This window comes from Cyanobium sp. Cruz-8D1, from assembly GCF_024345975.1.
Lineage (GTDB): Bacteria > Cyanobacteriota > Cyanobacteriia > PCC-6307 > Cyanobiaceae > Cyanobium.
The window spans coordinates 40,419-58,961 of sequence record NZ_JAGQCD010000008.1; the positions used below are offsets into that span (position 1 = coordinate 40,419).

The 18,543-nt window shown below is 62.8% G+C and carries 5 protein-coding genes; 4 read left to right on the plus strand and 1 reads right to left on the minus strand.

Features of this window, described 5'->3' with window-relative positions; genetic code table 11:
* The first annotated feature begins 389 nt into the window (after window positions 1–389).
* The 4 genes from KBZ33_RS06910 (at window position 390) to KBZ33_RS06925 (ending at window position 17,468) form a co-directional block, all read left to right on the plus strand.
* Entirely contained in the window at window positions 390–5,762 is a 5,373-nt protein-coding gene (locus KBZ33_RS06910; RefSeq protein ID WP_255011609.1) for a choice-of-anchor I domain-containing protein, read from the plus strand.
* A 479-nt stretch (window positions 5,763–6,241) separates the two neighbouring features.
* A complete protein-coding gene (locus KBZ33_RS06915) occupies window positions 6,242–8,695 on the plus strand; it encodes a calcium-binding protein (RefSeq protein WP_254951686.1) in 2,454 nt (817 codons plus the stop codon).
* A 107-nt stretch (window positions 8,696–8,802) separates the two neighbouring features.
* Window positions 8,803–16,362 carry an ExeM/NucH family extracellular endonuclease gene (locus tag KBZ33_RS06920; protein ID WP_254951688.1) on the plus strand — a complete coding sequence of 2,520 codons (7,560 nt, stop codon included), beginning with the start codon at window positions 8,803–8,805 and terminating at the stop codon, window positions 16,360–16,362.
* Between the two features lie 308 nt (window positions 16,363–16,670).
* Window positions 16,671–17,468, plus strand: a complete 798-nt coding sequence (locus KBZ33_RS06925) for a hypothetical protein (RefSeq protein ID WP_254951690.1) — start codon at window positions 16,671–16,673, stop codon at window positions 17,466–17,468.
* Between the two features lie 554 nt (window positions 17,469–18,022).
* On the opposite strand, the gene KBZ33_RS06930 is transcribed toward KBZ33_RS06925, so the two are convergent.
* A complete protein-coding gene (locus KBZ33_RS06930) occupies window positions 18,023–18,514 on the minus strand; it encodes a photosystem I reaction center subunit XI (RefSeq protein WP_254951694.1) in 492 nt (163 codons plus the stop codon).
* Window positions 18,515–18,543 lie beyond the last annotated feature (29 nt).

The window sequence follows — 18,543 nt, forward strand, 5'->3', positions numbered from 1 at the left end:
GAGGGCTGATTTCTGCAGGGAAATCGCCGACGGCTCCTCGGCACCCACTCAATTCCCAGGCCACGCGACTCAACGCGCCTGAGCGCGCCATTGAGCTGACGATCGAAGACCTGACACCTTTACGTTCTGATTACTGAAGGACGCCATAGGTCTTGCCATCGTGCCCACCGGCACGAGCTTCAAACGGACCCTGCAGCCACGAAAACCAACGTCGTCCCGAATACCTGGTCACGTAGCGGGGCAGCGAATGACCCCCATCTCTTCAACATGAATTTGTCAGAGCTTAACCTGGTTTGAGGCCGCTGCTGTCAGGTTTAGGCTGAATGCAGCTGATTTCAATGGCCCTCACCTTTTCCGCACTGGATCCCTTCGTCCAAGCGACAAATGGAGTGATTTCTCTGGGGAGTCTTGAGGCCAACGCTGAAATATCTGCCTACAACCCAACGAGTGGTTTCCTCTACACCGTCGGTGGTGGATCCGGAGCAATTGTTGTTTCCGATCTGCGCAATCCTGCCAGCCCGCTTGCTGTTGCACGAGCCACCTCCACCGGCAACGCTGAAACCCTCCAGAGCGCAGCGGTATTCGGAAACCTGCTCGCCGTTGCGGTGCAGAACGCGGTCAAGACGGACCCCGGCTTTGTGCAGTTCTACGACCTGAGCAACCCGGCACTGCCCGTTTACCTCAGCACCGTGAGCGTCGGCCCCCTACCCGACATGGTGAAGTTCAACGGCGACGGCAGCAAGCTGCTCGTCACCAATGAGGGCGAGCCCGATCCGCTTTACACCATCGATCCCGAAGGCTCTATCTCGGTGATCGACACCCGCGGCTACCTGGCCGCAACGCCGGTGCCACCGGCTCAGAGCGACGTGCAAACCATCGGCTTCGGCGCTTGGGAAAACCGCCGTGAAGAGCTGATCAACCGCGGCATCCGCATCGGCCAGCGGCTAGGTGTCACCACCACCGTGGCTCAGGACATCGAGCCCGAGGCGATCGCCATCAGCGCCGATGGCAAGACGGCCTGGATCTCCCTGCAGGAGAACAATGCCTTCGCCGTGGTGGACCTCAGCGGCGCTGAGCCCGTGGTCAAGGAGATCTTCTCGGCCGGCATCAAGGACTGGAGCCGGGGCGTGGCCAGCGCTGAAAACTTCAACTACGAGCTGGAGTACGCCGCCGGCGCAGCCAAGCAACCAGCTGGTGTGCTGGCCGGAGGCCTGTCGGGACTGTTCTTCTCCGGCAAGGAGACGGTGGATGGTACAGAACTCGATATCTACTTCTCAATCACCGATCGCGGACCAAACGGCGACATCGTGGCTGGCAAACGCCAGTTCCTAGACCCAGATTTCCAGCCCAGCATCTACAAGCTGGGCATGAACCGCGCCACCGGCGCCATCCTCGAGCTCGATCGGATCGGCCTCAACCGAGCCGACGGCACTCCTCTAACCGGCTTGCCGCAGCTGGCCAGCAAAGATGATATTCCCGTCGACCAGAACAACGCACCTCTCGCCTACGACCCGTTCGGTATCGACTCAGAAACCGTTTCGGTATTCGACATCAGCATCGGCGGCCAACAGCGCAAAGTCTTCGCTGTCGGCGATGAATATCGCGGCCAGATCGGCCTGTTCGACTTCAACACCGGCAACCTGATTCAGCGCTTCATCCCCGCCGGCCAGAAAGCCCAGCTCGCCGCCCAGCACAACGTGGGTGGTGCCACGCCGATCGGCGCCGAAACGATCGACAGCCTGCCAGCCGTTTACGGCAATCGCTGGAGCAACCGTGGCATCGAGGGCATGGCCTTCAACCCCACCGACGGGCTGCTTTACGCCTTTATGCAGAGCCCGCTGGATGTGGATGCCAACGGCGACGGCGTCACCGAAGGCCGCAGCCGCTCCGAGCTCACCCGCATCCTGGCGATTAACCCAGCCACCGGCGCAGCGGTGAAGGAGCACCTCTACCTGCTCAGCGGCCGCAACGGTCAAGACAAGATCGGCGATGTGGCCTTCGACGCCGCTCGCGGCGTGTTCCTGGTGATCGAGCGCGACAGCAGCCGCAGCCTCACCGGCTTCAAGCATGTGTTCGAAGTGGACCTGCGCGGTGCCACCGACACCCTGCCCCTCACCAGCACGGGCGGCTGGCAGGCGGCGATCGGTGTGGTCAGCCCCGAGCTGCTCAACAACCTCCGCGTCCTGGTTGATGGCGTGTTCAGCACCTCCAGCGCCGATTCCCTTGCCGCCGCTGGCATCCGCCTGGCCCACAAGATCGAACTGTTCAACCTGCCCTCGATCGGCGGCACCACCGCCTACGACAAACCAGAAGGCTTAACCATCCGCGACGACGGCGCGCTGGTGGTCAACTACGACAACGACTTCGGCACCGAAGGCGCCAGCGGCAACACCTTCACCGTGGTGAGCTTCGATGGCGCCGGCTTCGACAGCTCCGACCGGGACGTGAACGGCAGCTCCAGCGGCGGCAACCGCTACCTGCCGATCAGCGGTCTGCCGGTGTGGGGCCTCACCATGCCGGATGGCATTGCCACCTACACCGATGGGCAGGGGCGCCAGTTCCTGCTGGCGGTGGGCGAAGGCGACTCGCGCGAATACGAACCCGACAAGGGCAACGTGTTCTACGACCTCACCCGTGCCAGCGACAGCGCACAGATCAACGGCACCGCCTTCCCCGATCACCCTGGCGTCAGTGCTCTCAACGCCGCCTTCAACGCGGCCACCGGCTTCAACAGCACCCGGCTGAATCTTCTGAACGACTACGGCGACATCAACGGCGATGGGCTGATCGACAAAGCCTTCAGCATCGGCTCCCGCTCCCTGCGCATCTACGACGACAAGGGCAACGTGGTGTTCGATTCCAGCGACGCTCTAGAGGATCTGGCCAACAGCCTCGGCCTGATGGCCAGCAACCGCGACGACGACAAGGGCACCGAGCCCGAAATGGTGGAGATCGCCACCGTCGCCGGCCGCACGTATGCCTTCGTGGCCCTGGAGCGCACCACCACCAGCGTGGCGGCGGTGTTTGACGTCACCGACCCTTACAACGTGGTGGCTGTCGATCCGCTGGTGTTCCCCGGCTCCAACCGGATTGAGGGCATCACCTTCCTGAGCAGTGAGGCCGGCGAGCCAGCTGGTGTAGTCGCCAGCAGCGAGGGCAATGATGTGGTGAGCATCACCACTGCTGAAGCGCTGGCGGCGGGCAGCGCCTTCAAGCTGCAGCTCTTCCACCTCTCGGATCAGGAAGGCAACCTCAGCTCCCTCGACGATGCCCCCCGCCTCTCTGGGGTGCTCCATGCCCTGCGCGCCCAGGACATCGACCTGGACGGCATCCCCGGCTTCGTTAACACCCTCACCCTCTCCAGCGGCGATGCCTGGATCCCGGGTCTGTTCTACGGCGCCTCTGCCCCGGCTTACGGCTACATAGATCAGGACGGGAATCTCCAGGGATTTGGCCGCGGCGACGTGCTGATTCAGAACGCCCTTGGGGTGCAGGCGATCGCCTTCGGCAACCACGAGTTCGACCAAACCACGAGCGTGCTGAAGGATCTGATCAGCAGCGCCAGCGGCTACCCCGGCACTGCCTTCCCCTACCTCAGCGGCAACCTCAACTTCGCCACCGAACCCAACCTGGCCGGCCTGGTGGTGCCCGATGGCCAAGCGCCGAAGCCCAACAGCATCACCGCCAGCGTGGTGTTCAACCTCAACGGCGAAAAGGTGGGTGTGGTGGGCGCCACCACCCCCTGGCTGAAAACCATCTCCAGCCCCGGCAAGGTGGGCATTTCCCCTGCACCCTTCAGCGGCAGCCCCACTCCAGCCGAGCTGGATGCCCTGGCCGCAGTGATCCAGGCCGATGTGGATGCCCTGCTCGCTGCCAACCCTGGGCTCAACAAGGTGATCCTGCTGGCCCACATGCAGCAGCTCAACATCGAGCAGGCCCTGGCCGAGCGCCTGCGTCATGTGGACATCATCGCCGGCGGTGGCTCCAACACCCGCCTGTTCGACAGCAACGACACCGCCCGGCCCGGCGACAGCGTTCAGGGCCCTTACCCGATCATCAAGACCGACGCCGACGGCAAGCCGGTGGCGGTGGTGAACACCGACGGCAACTACAAGTACCTGGGCCGCCTGGTGCTCGAATTCGATGCCGCCGGCGTCATCATCCCCGGCAGCTACGACGCCACGGTCAGCGGCGCTTACCGCACCGATGCCGCCGGCCTGGCAGCCCTCGATGCCGAAAAGTTCATCGATGCCCGCGTGCAGGAGGTGGCCGACACGTTGCGCGAGGTGATCGTCGCCCAGGAATCGGAGTGGTTCGGCGTCAGCGACGTGTTCCTCAACGGCAACCGCAACCCCGGTGTGCGCAGCGAAGAAACCAACCTCGGCAACCTCACCGCCGATGCCAACCTGGCCTACGCCCGCTCGATCGACGCGACGGTGATGGTGTCGCTAAAGAACGGCGGCGGCATCCGCAACTCCATAGGACAGTCGGTGATTCCCACTGGCTCGGTGGATGGCAAGCCCGACCTGCTACCCACCGCGGCCGTGTTCGACGCCCAGGGCAACGAGGTGAAGCCGGAGGGCGGCATCTCCCGCAACGACATCGCTAATGCCCTCAGCTTCAACAACGGCCTATCGCTGGTTAGCGTCACCGCGACCGAACTGAAGGAGCTGATCGAGTTCGGCGTCGCCGCCGGCGCCGGCGGCGGCCGCTTCCCCCAGGTGGGAGGCATGGCCTTCAGCTACGACCTCAGCCTTCCTGCTGGCGCACGGGTGCAGACCCTGGCGATCCAGGACGACGCCGGCAACGATCTTGACATCGTGGTGCGCGGCGGTGCGGTAGTGGGCGATCCGGCCCGATCTATCCGCATGGTGACGCTCAACTTCCTGGCCGGAGGCGGAGACGGCTACCCCTTCACCAGCCTCACCAGCCCCGACCGAGTGGACCTCACAGACGAACTCGCCGCACCCCGCACGGGCGTCGCCACCTTCGCCGCCGACGGCTCCGAGCAGGACGCCCTGGCCGAATTCCTGGCCGCCAACCACTCCCCCACCAACCCCTACGACGAGGCAGACACAACCCAGGCGCTCGATACCCGCCTGCAGAACCTGGCGGTGCGCAGCGATGCGGTGATTGATCCGGTGCGGGTCGGCACCAGCGGTGACGACACCACCCTGCCGGGCGCCTCCACCATCCCCGGCTTCGACGGCCGTCTCGACACGGTGTTCACCGGTGCCGGTAACGACGAGATCGACGTTGCTCTCACTGGCGGTGGTGACAACACGATCTTCACCGGCTCCGGTGCCAACACCGTCTACGCCGGCACTCGCGACGTGATCACCGGCGGCAGCGACAGCGACCAGATCTGGGCCATCGCCGGCAACGGCAACCGCCTCAGTGGCATGGGCGGCGACGACGACTTCGTGATCGGTAGCTCCGGTAACCGGGCGTTCGGTGGCGAGGGCAACGACGTGTTCACCATCCTCGATGGTGCTGGCACCAACTACCTCAATGGTGGTGCCGGCAGCGACCAGTTCTGGCTGGTGAGCGGCCCTGGCGACCTGCCCGCCGCCAAGCAGTTCGTGATGGACTTCAAGGCCGGTGAAGACCTGGTTGGCCTGCGCGGTGCCAGCTTCTCCGACCTCAGTTTCACCCAGATGGGCGCCGACAGCTTGCTCAACGTGTCCGGCACCAGCATCGGTCATTTCACCGGTGTGAGCGCCGCCGCTCTCAACAATCAGGCCAACTTCGTCTTCGCCTGATTGCTCTCTGATGCAGCCAGGAACACACTCTGAGGAATTCCTTGGCACGGCAGCTTCGGGTCGTCAAGATTATAATAATACCAGCGGTAATCATCTCTTTGCCATAAGACTGCCGCCCGCCCAAAAGAGTTCTTAGTCAAGAAATTAAACATCGGTAGTCCAGCCACATCGGATCGTTGATCGATTCCGGCCACATCCATTCTTTAACCTCCTCACGCACCATGACTCTGATCAAAACGATCGGCCAGACCACGGCACTGATCCCAGAAGCAAGTTCTGCTAATGAGCCATCAGAATTACTGGATGGTCAAAGCGGCGATACAGCATTCCCCTACGCCAACTTCAAGCCGATTGCCACAGTTGGTGAAGTTGACCCAGTTACAAATCAGGCACTGACGGGCTATCCCGATGGCAATGCAGCCTGGCTCAAGGACAGCGACACAGTTCGCGTCGTTTACCAGTCCGAGTCCTACGCCACGATGTCGAATGAGACGTATGGCTGGCAGATGGAGAGCGGTGTGAAGTTCACCGGCTCACATGTTCACTACATTGATTACGAGCGCAGCAAGTTTGCCGACTTCCTCAACAATGACAGCCCAGCCAGCGACATGGTTTTGGGCTCAGGCCACCTCTTCAACACTGTCTACAACGTCTTCGGCGAGGTCGTCACCGCCAAAACAAGCGATCCACTCGATCTTGCCGGCAAATGGGGGAACCAAACCAATCCAGACGGCACCATTGTTGAGTTCCTCCCCGATAGGCAGCTGACCGAAGGAGACTTCTTCTTTCACTCCTTCTGCGGAGCGTGGTACGAGCCTGCCAACAAATACGGTGCCGGTGTCGGCTTCAGCGACGATGTCTGGTTGATGGGCGAAGAGTGGAACATCGGCGCCAGAATGTTCGCTGATCCGGATGGCGCCGGTCCGCTCAAGGGATTTGATGTGGCCAACGGCACCATGGGCCTGGCCTCCATGGTGGTGGATCTCAAGAACGAGGTGGCTTACACGGTGCCGGCGCTTGGCCAGGCTGGCTACGAGAAGTTGATGCCGATCAATCCTGGCCATGAGGACTATGTGGTGGTGGTGGCCGCTGGATACAACCACGACATCAACCCTGCCCCCCTGAAGGTATATGTAGGCCGCAAGGGTTACGACGCTTCGGGCAATTCCCTCAATCTGGACGACCCCAATCTCAGCGAGCGCGACCGCTTCCTGGGTAGCAACGGCCTGCTGTATGGCCAGCTCTATGGCATGGCTGCCACCGCCGCCACCTATGCGCAGCTCGGTATCACCGCAGTGGATGCCGACACCAAGATGCTTGATGCCTATCTGCAGAATGCATCGGCCCCTGATCAATTCACGGCCCGCTACTACCCCACCAGCTACCGCTGGGATGGCTTCGATACACCCGAAGCCGTTAAAGACACCGAAGTCTTCCTCTGGGCCAAGGATGGCGACCTCGTTGGAGGAGTAGCCGAGCTAAACGAACAGCCCGTCGGTTACACCTACTTCAACAGCGACACCAAAGTCGAGCATCCGGCCGTTGATCCCGATACCACCCGCTCGCGTTACATCCAGAACCACACCCGCACCGGCGGCCTGCTCGGCATTGAGTTCGCCAGCATCACCGAGGAGCTGACCAGCAACGACCTAGATGGCAACGGCCTGCCCGATTACCTCTCAGCCGATGTCACCCGAATCCTGGCCGCCGTTGACGGCGCCCTCACCCTCGATGTGGGTGACAAGGGTGTGGGGCACTACGACGCCACCGGCAACCCTGATGGTGCCACCGCCGAGCAGCACATCGAGCTCAAGAACCGGAAAATGAACGATCCGGATGGCTTGATCTGGATCAAGTCGTCCGATGCCGATGTGCTGATCGTTGACGAAGACTCCGGCAACGACTATGGCGAGCGCAAGTTCGCCCTGGTGATTGACCCAGAAACGCTCAGCGTGGAGCCCGAAGGAACCGGCTACTTCTTGGCCCAGGCCGGCGGCACCAAGAATCCCCGCGGCCTAGCCGGTGCATCTGCGTACGGCGAAACGTTTGAGACCGCCAGGGGCTCGGAATTCTCCGGAACCTGGAACACCACCGCCCTCGTGGCCCGCAAGGCTGATGGCTCCTTCTACACCCAGGAGGAACTGGCGGGCAACGGCATCCAGACCGTTGAGCAAAGCCGACCACTGTCGGAGCACGTGTTCATTGGTGTGGTACAGCAACCCGCTGAATCCGCCGGTGCGGTGGAAGCCACAAAGTCTGATTACGGCGGCCAGATCTTCCAATTCAGCCTCGATCTGCCCACCATTGCTCCCAAGCCGGTTGTCGGCACCAGCGGCAACGACACGCTGCTTCAGCCCGGCGATCTCGAAGGTCTGACCCTGATCGGCAACACCATTTTCACCGGCGCTGGTGACGACGAGGTGGATGTGGCCCTCAGCGATGGCTTCGAGAACCAGGTGTTCACCGGCTCCGGTGCCAATACCGTGATTGCCGGCACTCGCGACGTGATCACCGGCGGCAGCGACAGCGACCAGATCTGGGCCATCGCCGGCAACGGCAACCGCCTCAGCGGCATGGGCGGCGACGACGACTTCGTGATCGGTAGCTCCGGTAACCGGGCGCTCGGTGGCGAGGGCAACGACGTGTTCACCATCCTCGATGGTGCTGGCACCAACTACCTCAGTGGTGGTGCCGGCAGCGACCAGTTCTGGCTGGTGAGCGGCCCTGGCGACCTGCCCGCCGCCAAGCAGTTCGTGATGGACTTCAAGGCCGGTGAAGACCTGGTTGGCCTGCGCGGTGCCAGCTTCTCCGACCTCAGTGTCACCCAGATGGGCGCCGACAGCTTGCTCAACGTGTCCGGCACCAGCATCGGTCATTTCACCGGTGTGAGCGCCGCCGCTCTCAACAATCAGGCCAACTTCGTCTTCGCCTGATTGTTCTCTGATGCCGATCGCCTCCTCCGGGGGCGGTCGGCTTTTCTCGTTTGCCTCTCGGCTCACGGGATCACCACTTTGATCCAGCACGTTCACCACCCCAGACCATGGCCGCTTCGTTCTCAGGTAGCTACAGCCAGTCCTTCGACACCCTGGCAGCATCCGGAAGCGGCAACGCCTGGACCAACGATCAGACCCTGCCGGGCTGGTTTCTGTTCCGCCAGCCTGCCGCTTCTCCTGTTGCGATCAGTAGCTACAACGCCGATACGGGTGCAGCCAATACCGGCGCCTTCCTGAGCTACGGAACCAGTGGCGGCAGCGATCGGGCCCTTGGTGGTGTCGGTTCCGCGGGCGGTTATTTCGGCTCTCCAGCCAGCGGCAGCGTGGCCGGCTGGTTTGCCCTGGCCCTCAGCAACACCAGCGGCAGCTCCATCAGCAGCCTCAACGTCTCCTTCAACGGCGAGCAATGGCGCAACGGCGGCAATGCTTCCGCCCAGACGATGGTGCTGGAATACGGCTACGGCGCCAGCTTTGATCAGGTGACCTCCTGGGTGGCACCGGGCGGCGACTTCAACTGGGCCTCCCCCGTTGCCACAGGCACAGCTGCCGCTGTGGATGGAAACACCACCGGCAGGGTGGAGGACCGTGGCGGCACGATCGACCTCACCGCCACCCCTTGGGCCGAAGCCGCCACGTTCTGGCTGCGCTGGACGGAAGTCAACGACCCCGGTAGCGACCACGGCCTGGCGATCGACGACCTGGCGATCGCCATCCCCCAGCTCCCCGCCCTGCCGGAGCTGTCGATCCAAGCGATCGTGGCTCAGGCCAGCGAATCCGGGGGCGCCGCCAGCGTGCGAATCAGCCGCACCGGCAGCACAATTGAAGCGCTCACGGTGCCGATCAGCCTGCGCAGCGGCGCGGGCCTAGCCACCAACGAAGACCTCACCACGCCCCTGCCCGCCTCGGTGGTGATCCCGGCCGGCAGCGCCAGCATCGACCTGGCGATCGAGGTGCGTGACGACGATCTCGACGAAGGCAGCGAAATCCTGGCCATGGAGATCGCCGCACCGCCGGGCTACGCCCTGGCTGCCTCCGGCGCCCTGGCCGAGATCACCATTCTCGACAACGACCGCATCAGCCTGATCTCGGCGGTGCAGGGCAGCGGCAGCGCCAGTCCATTGGTGGGCCAGAGCGTCACCGTGCAAGCGGTTGTGGTGGGCGACTTCCAGCTCAGCGGCGAGCTAGGAGGCTTCTTCCTGCAGGAAGAAATCAGCGACTGGGACAACACCACTCTCTCCTCCGAAGGCCTCTATGTGGCCTACCCCCTCACAGGCAGCAACGTCGACGTGCAACTGGGCGACCGGGTGCTGGTGAGCGGCCTGGTGAGCGAGAGCTTTGGCTATACCTTCCTCAGCACCGTCCAGGCCCTCTCGGTGGAAGCCCAAGGCCGGCTGGCGGATACCCGCCCGGTAGAGATTCCAAACCTGCTGGCCCAGCGCAGCACAGCGCTCGACCTGGAGCCCTACGAGGGCATGTGGGTGCGCTTCCCCGAAACCCTCTCCGTGAACGGCCTCTACGGCCAATTCCGCTTCGGAGAAATCGAACTCAGCGCCGGCGGCCTGCCTCTCCAGCCCACCAATGTGATGCAGCCTGGGCCTGCGGCCTACGCCGCCGAGCAAGCCACCGCCCTGCGGGAACTGGTGCTTGATGACGGCAGCAACAGCAGTTACCGCCAGGCCTCAGCTGCTACCGACGCCGCACCCGTTCGTGATCAGCTGCTGCGCCGCGGTGACACCGTCGGCGACCTGGAAGGAGTGCTCGCCTACGGCTTCAACAAATACCGGCTCCACCCGACAGCGCTGCCCAGCTTCACCACCGAAAACCCCAGGCCGGCAGCAGCCACGCCAGCGGCCCCTGGTCAACTGCGGCTGGCCTGCTTCAACGTGCTCAACACCTTCACTACCGTCGACGCCCCAGGTGCGACCACGGCCACGGGCCTAGATCCCCGCGGCGCCGACACCCCCGAGGAACTGGAGCGCCAACTCACCAAGCTCACCGCAGCCCTCGACGGCCTCCAGGCCGATGTGATCGGCCTGATGGAGCTGGAGAACGACGCCACCGATGCCACCCTGGCCGAGATCGTGGCCAGGCTCAATGGCGCCCAGGCCGAGGCCTCCGGCCGCGCCTACAGCTTTATACCCACCGGTCTGATCGGCAGCGACGCCATCAAGGTGGGGCTGATCTACAACAACCTGGCGGTGGCCCCAAGCGGCGCCGCCCAGGTGCTGGCGGAGGCCGCCTTCACCGATCCCCTAGCCAGCGGCACGCCGAAAAACCGCCCGGCCCTGGCCCAAACCTTCCGCGAGCTGGCCAGCGGCGAAACGGTAAATGTGGTGGTCAACCACCTCAAGTCGAAGGGAGGGACCGATGCCACCGGCCCCGATCTCGACCAGCAGGACGGTCAGGCGGCCTACAACGCCACCCGCACCGCGGCTGCTGCCAGGTTGCTGGAGTGGATCAACAGCGATCCCACCGGCAGCAGCGATCCCGACTGGGTGGTGCTCGGGGATATCAATGCCTACGCCAAGGAAGATCCAATCAGGGTGTTCGAGGACGCTGGCTATCGCAATGCCCTGCCCAGCTTCACCGCCGAGCCGCCATCGAGCTACGCCTTCTTCAATCCAGTCGATATGAGCGGGGCGCTGGATCACCTGCTGATATCCGCCTCACTGGTGCCCCAAGCCACCGCCGCAACCGACTGGGCAATTAATGCCGCTGAAGGAGCTTTCCGCGACTACAACCGCGATTCCAACAACAATGGCAACGCTGCGGTGCGCGACTTCTTCGCCGCCGATCCCTACCGCACCTCTGACCACGATCCCCTAATACTCGATCTGGATCTGGGCCGTGCCGTGTCCGGCGGGCTCGCCTTCGGCCATGGCGTCGCTTCCGGCGATCCCTACGCCGATTCGGTGATCCTCTGGACCCGCATCACCCCACCCACAGACTTCGCCGGCCTGGTGGATGTGCGGTGGGAGGTTGCCAGAACTGCCGATTTCAACGCTGAATCACTCGTTGACAGCGGTTCGTTCAGCACCAGTGCCGCTCGCGACTGGACCGTCAAGGTGGCAGCAGAAGGCCTCACCGCCGACACCACCTACTACTACCGCTTCCGCGCCGGCGAAGTGGTGTCGATGCTGGGGCAGACCAAAACCCTGCCGGTGGGCAGCGATCCGGTGCGGCTGGCGGTGTTCTCGTGCGCCAATTTCCCCGCCGCCGACCAGTTCGCCGCCTACGGCCGCGCTGCTGAGATCCATGCGGTCAACGCCTACGACGCCTTACTGCATCTGGGCGATTACATCTATGAATATGGTCCCGGTGGCTATGGGGCCGCCGAGGATGCGGCCGCAGACCGAGGCTTCCTGCCGAACCGCGAGATCATCAGCCTCGACGACTACCGCCAGCGCTACGCCCAGTACCACACCGACGTCAACCTGCAGAACCTGCGCGCCGTCGCGCCGCTGATCGCCGGTTGGGACGACCACGAAACCGCCAACAACAGCTGGAGCGGCGGAGCCGAGAACCACCAGAGCGAGACGGAAGGCGACTGGATTGCCCGCTGCGATGCCGCCCTCAAGGCCTACTACGAGTGGCTGCCAATCCGCGAGCCCGGCCAACGCCAGGCCAGCGACGATGCCACCGCCCTCTCGCCGCTCACCCAGGCCTACCGCTCCTTCAATTTCGGCGATGTGCTGTCGCTGCACATGCTCGAAACCCGCCTGACGGCCCGGGATGAGCAGTTGGCCTATCCGGATGCGGCGGCGGTGCAGGCGCGCATCGGCGCGATTCTGACCGATTCCGCCCTGGTGGCTGCCTATGCCGCCCAGCTCGGCCTCACCGCCCCAACCGATCCCGGAGCCATCCCAGCCTTTGCTGCTGCTCTAGCGCCCGCTGTCACCCAGGAGCTGGTGTTCGCCACGGTGCAGCAGGCCTGGGGCGATCCGAGCCGCGACATGATCGGCGACACCCAACTGGCCTGGCTGCAGCAGCAGCTGGCGAGCTCCAGCGCCGCCTGGCAGGTGCTCGGCCAACAGACCCTGATGCAGATCATGGCCGTGCCGGCGGAGCTGCTGCTCAACCCCGGCGATCCCTCACTGCTCGACAAGTACGCCGCGCCGCTGCAAAAACTCGCCACCGGCACCCCCTTCTCCGATCTCACGCCCCAGGAGCAGGCCCTGTTCGCCGAGGCCGGCAAGATCCCTTACAACCTCGATGCCTGGGATGGCTACGGCGTAGAGCGGGAGACGATCCTGCAAAGCGCCTTAGCCCTAGGCAAGCGGCTGATCAGCCTCGCCGGCGACACCCACAACGCCTGGGCCGGTGTACTCGGCACGGGGGCCGGTATTGAATTTGCCATACCAGGTGTCACTTCCCCGGGTCTCGAGAAATACCTTCCCGGCGCTGATGCTTACATCCGTGCCAAATACCCTGCCGTGGATGGCCTCGATGGCCTCTTCAGTGGTTATGTAAGCGGGCTGAAGTATGCCGATCTCAACCGCCGCGGTTTCCTCGATCTCACGGTTAGCAAGGAGGAGGCGATCGGCAGCTTCCAGTTCCTCAATGGGCTTAATTCCTTCTCCGGTCTTCCCCAGTGGGCCAGTGAGACCGTGGTAGCTGGCAGCGACTTGAGCCTCAGCATCACACCCCAGGCCACGCCGCAGATCAACTGGCAGCAGGGCTGGAGTGAGCTGGATCTGGTGTTCGGCCTAGCGACCGACAGCGCCGGCGGCCAGACCCTGCTCAACCCTGCCGCTTTCGCCACCCTGCCCCGGGCCAGTGTTCAGCTAGCCGACGTGACGGTGCTCGGCTCGGAGGCGGGCGAGCGCATCTTCGCCGGGGTCGGCTCACTGATCGATGGGTCTGCCGGCAACGACGAGCTGTTCAACACCGACAGCCAAGGCGACAACCGGCTGGTGGGTGGGATCGGCGCCGACCGGCTGTTCCTGCGCCCAACTAATGATCAAATCATTGGCGGTCAATTGTTATCGGGCGCAGCAACCTTTGGCCTGTCCCCCTTCACAGCCTTAGTCGACCAAGAGCGCGACAGCTTCCTGATCGATTCTTCTAATCCAGGCAGTACCGGCTCGCTACAGATTCTTGACTACGAGCCAGGCATCGACGAACTACTGATCGACGGGGTAGCCCCCACCGGCGATTGGGCTGCGGTGCGCCAGCAGCTGCAAGGGCTGAATGTGGCGATCAACGCCGCACCCCAACTCAGCGGCACGCCCGTCGTCATCAGCCTGAAGAGCGGCATTGAAGTCAGCAAAGGCCTGAGTCCCTTTGGCTCCGATCTAGATGGTGACTCCCTGCAGCTCCTAAAGCTAGAAGGGCCCAGCTGGATCAGCACGAGCGGCACCGTTCTGACGGCATCAGTTCCCGTCGGCGTCACAGAAGATCAGCTGGCCAGCACCACCCTGCTGCTGGGATTCAGTGACGGCAAAGCCGTCTCAAGCTTCACTGCGCAACTCACACTCAATTCCGCCCCCACGGCACTAGTTCTCACCAACAGCCCCACCTCCCTGGCTGAAAACACCAGCACCTCTTCTCGCATCAAAGTTGCCGACATCGCTATCACCGATGACGCCCTCGGCACCAACACCATCACACTCGCCGGTGCTGATGCCGCCAGCTTCGAGGTGATCGGCACCCAGCTCTTCCTCAAGGCCGGAACTGTCCTCGACTTCGAGACCAAGGCTGCTTACTCCGTCACACTTTCCGCCAGCGATCCAGCCCTACCGGGCAGCACGCCGGTAGCGGCTGCCTTCTCCCTGGCCCTTAGCGACGTCAACGAGCCCCCCACGGCACTAGTTCTCACCAACAGCCCCACCTCCCTGGCTGAAAACACCAGCACCTCTTCTCGCATCAAAGTTGCCGACATCGCTATCACCGATGACGCCCTCGGCACCAACACCATCACACTCGCCGGTGCTGATGCCGCCAGCTTCGAGGTGATCGGCACCCAGCTCTTCCTCAAGGCCGGAACTGTCCTCGACTTCGAGACCAAGGCTGCTTACTCCGTCACAGTTTCCGCCAGCGATCCAGCCCTACCGGGCAGCACGCCGGTAGCGGCTGCCTTCTCCCTGGCCCTTAGCGACGTCAACGAGCCCCCCGGAATCAATACCTTCAGCGCCATCGTTTCGATCACCCTCCCCACCGGTGAGGTCACAGAAGTTCCGGTCACCATCAACAACGCCGATCTCGTTGCCGGCTCCAGGCTCAGAGTCATCTCCGATCTCGGCATCAATGCCGCTGGTCTCACCACCTTGGCCGCGCTCGGCGTCACGACCAATCAATCGGGTCTTGATTTCCAGCTCACAGTTGATCAAGGCACCAGCGCATCCCTCGGTGCCCTGCTCGAATTGGTGGCGGCAGACCTCTTGCCCCAGCTCACCGATCCCGCCGGTGCTCGGCGAGCCGATCGCAAGCTCCTTTTCTACGGCGTCAACAGCGCAGGAGCCATTTCTCCCCTCACCTATGACCCCATCACCGGCGCCGGCGCACGCTTCTACGACCTCGACAACAACGGCACGGCCGATTTCTTCGCGCTCAGTCTTGTTGACGGCGGCTTTGGCGACAAAGACGGCGTGCAGAACGGCATCATCGATGATCCCTCCTTCGCCGGCTTCGCTGATCTCAGCAATCTCCGCTTCAGCAACGCAGGCTCCGGCACTGTCATGATCAGCGACCCCAGCAATGCCGCACCGGCGGCTGTGAATCTGCGCGCCAGCCTCAGCAGCCGACCCACCAGCTCCAACCAGATCGGCTACGTGGTGCTCAATGCCTCAGAAGTTGCCAGGGCTGATTCCCTGCTCTCCGATCTCTCCTGGCTGCGGAGCCGCGCCCGCACCCTGGTCTCCACTCTCGAAAGCACCGATGTCACCCTCCCGGCCGGCAATGCCTTCGATCGCGACCTCCAGCTGATCAATGGCCAGAGCCTGCGCTTCTTCGAGGTGGTGGACGCCAGCCTCGAGCAGCTCTCCAGCCTCTCCGACAGCCGCTTCCGTCTCCTCAACCCCGGCACCATCGCCAACGGCCAGGTGGACTTCAGCTCCAGCAGCGGCACCACCTTCTCGCTCCGCGTCTTGCCCGCCGATCCGAACCTGAACGCCCTGATCAGCCATGCCCAGGGCATGGCTCCGGTGCTGGATCTCAGCGCCTTCACCACCGCCCATAACCTCAGCGGCACGGTGACGGTGGGCCGGGAAGCCGACTTCAACTCCAGCGCCGGCTTCTACCGCACCCTCGATGCCGCAGGCACCGTGCTCGCAGCCGATGGCATCATCCGTCTAAGGCCCGGTGACAGCTCCTATGCCACCGAGGCCCTGCGCACGTCAAACCTCATCGCTCCGCTCAGCAACCTCAGCGTCGCCGATGACCAGACGGCCTCCCGCAGCTTCTCAGCCATCAGCGGCGGCTCCTTCCTCGCGCCCTTCGCCCAGGTGAATGGCAACACTTTCTTTGCCTTCGGCGCTGCCAACAGCGACGGCCTCAGCCACTTCCGCACGCTGGGCACCAACCTCTTTGGCCTGGAAGACATGGTTGGCGGTGGTGATCGCGACTTTGATGATCTGGTGATTGGCTTCAACTTCAACCAGATCGTTTGAAGCGAACGCCGACTGAGCCCATCGGCTTCGGGGTGGGACAGCGTCTGATTCCTGGGTTGCGGTCTGTCAGGCTCGTGCGCCCACGGCAGGGCTGGCTGTGAGCGGCCACCGGCTGGCCCTGGTTTGGCGCTGAGATGTGGAAATTGAGCCTGTTAGGATTCCGAAGTTGCCCTATAGTAATGCAATCCAAGCCTGAAGAACATCCAGGGACTTTTGGAAGAATCTTCTTACCGCTACTGCTTGTCATTGCCATTGTCGTCTCGTTTGTTGGGCTCCTGAGCCAAAGCGGGCAAGTAATGGATTGGCCCATGGATCAGTCCTTTGTAACGAGGGCGGATCTGCGTCTCTATCGACTTCCTTCGGGTTGGGTGTTTCAGTATCCAAGATTTAATTGGTCTGGAGGGGTGTCGGCAAGCTTGCTGATCGGCCTGTACAAGTTGATTGTTTCTCCCTCTGCGGAAAGCCTGAATTGGCATGCCAAAGGAATCGCAACGCTTTTATTCCTTTTGTCATCCTATTCTCTTTGCCTATTGTTTATTAGGAACTGGATCTTCCAGGCGCTGGCTTTCTCGATTATTGCCAGCTCGGCCCTTCAGTTTGCGGAGCCCTCCAGCGACATCATTGCAGCTGCGTTCTTCGTCCTGTTCATCCTGTCTGTGCGCCTAGGGTGGCCGCGGCTGATTTCGTCTGGCTTGCTTGTTCTTTTTGGCCTTTCCAAAATTCAGTTGCTGGCTTGTTCTCTCGGAGTAGGGGCTGTCTGGTATTGGTGGGACTTCCGGAAGAATGGTATGAAATGGCAGGTTCCCTTTTGGATGCTCTCTTGGCTGCTGTTGCTGATGGCCCCAGGGTTCAAGCTTTATGGAATAGACATGATCAGGACGGTCAAGGGGCTTCGAACCTTTGCCTCGTCCTATGTGCTTATCTTTGCTCCTCACCAATTCTCTCAGGGCTCTGAGTCGCTTGTCGCCAATTCGTGGGATTGGCAGGATGTTATGAGTTCCATGTTCCCTGGTGCGCGGACTGTGACTGACTTGGTGCTGCGATACCCCAAAAAGTATCTTGACTTCTTGCTGTTGTCGGGAGCTTATAGCCTTTTTTCTGTCTAGCAGACGATGGGTTTCATGCTGGTACCTTTCTTCCAGGCGTTGCGCCTCGGTGCCTTCCCGTCCTCGACACAACTTAGCCTGAGATTTCTTGGCGCAGCAGCTTTTCTTTCTCTGCTTCCTCCCCTGCTGCTGAGGTTTATCAGTCCACGTTATCTCGCCGTTGTCTTTGTTCCGCTCGTGGTGCTGTCCGCAGCCGCTTCCAGTGCGTCCGGGTCTCCAAAGTCTCTGAGAATCACCTTTGTTGTTTGTTCCTTATTGACCCTATTATTGAGTCTTTTCCTTTTCACGGAGCGTCTCGTCAAGTCTCCAGGGATGCCCTTTGGATGACAGCTGGCTGGTGCGGGTTCCCTCAGGCCATGGCCGCAGGGCCACCCGTCCTGCCATCCCACCAGTCAGTCCATGCCGCCGTGACCCCTGCCGCTGAAATCCTGGACCAGCAAGGGGGGCGACGACGTGGGAGCTACGGAATGACAATGAAAAAACCCTGCCGCCGCAGCCGCAGGGTCGTGAGGTCTATCCCGGTGATCATGCCGGTGGTGTCTGGACCGACGGACTCAGCCGACGCTCCAGACACCACCGGCAATGTTGGCCAGCGGGGATTGGATGGCGGTGCTGCAGAGGAACCAGGCAAAGGCGGCGCCGCCGCAGCCACCCAGCCAGAAGCCACTGGCGAATTCCGCCCAGCCGGCTTTGGTGAACAGGTCGGCGGGCGGGTTGTCGATGGTGGCGTCGGGGGGCTGGACGTTGGGGCCGCTGCCGGCGGTGCCGTAGATCGACAGGCAGATGGTCAGGATCGACACCAGGCCGATGGTGGCGAGCAGGCCGGCGGTGCTGGCGAACTCGGTGGCGCGCAGGGGGCCGGTGTAAGCGAAGGGTCCGTAGAGGAGATAGCCGTGGGCCATGCCAATCTCAAGGCCGCGACGGTTGGGCGAGAGGGAGGGTCGGTACGCCGGCAGGGCGTTCAGGAAGGCCTTGGTGAAATAGCTGCTGTTGACGGGGGTGGCCAGATTGCCGACGGTCGGGTCGGCGACGGGGGTCACGGTCATGGGGGAGCGGATCGGGGGGTCGTCGGAAG

Bases quoted from the DNA above. Each gene is read 5' to 3' on its own strand.
- KBZ33_RS06915 (WP_254951686.1), top strand. From the start codon at position 6,242: ATGTCGAATGAGACGTATGGCTGGCAGATGGAGAGCGGTGTGAAGTTC.
- KBZ33_RS06920 (WP_254951688.1), top strand. From the start codon at position 8,803: ATGGCCGCTTCGTTCTCAGGTAGCTACAGCCAGTCCTTCGACACCCTG.
- KBZ33_RS06925 (WP_254951690.1), top strand. From the start codon at position 16,671: ATGGATCAGTCCTTTGTAACGAGGGCGGATCTGCGTCTCTATCGACTT.
- KBZ33_RS06930 (WP_254951694.1), bottom strand. From the start codon at position 18,514: ATGACCGTGACCCCCGTCGCCGACCCGACCGTCGGCAATCTGGCCACC.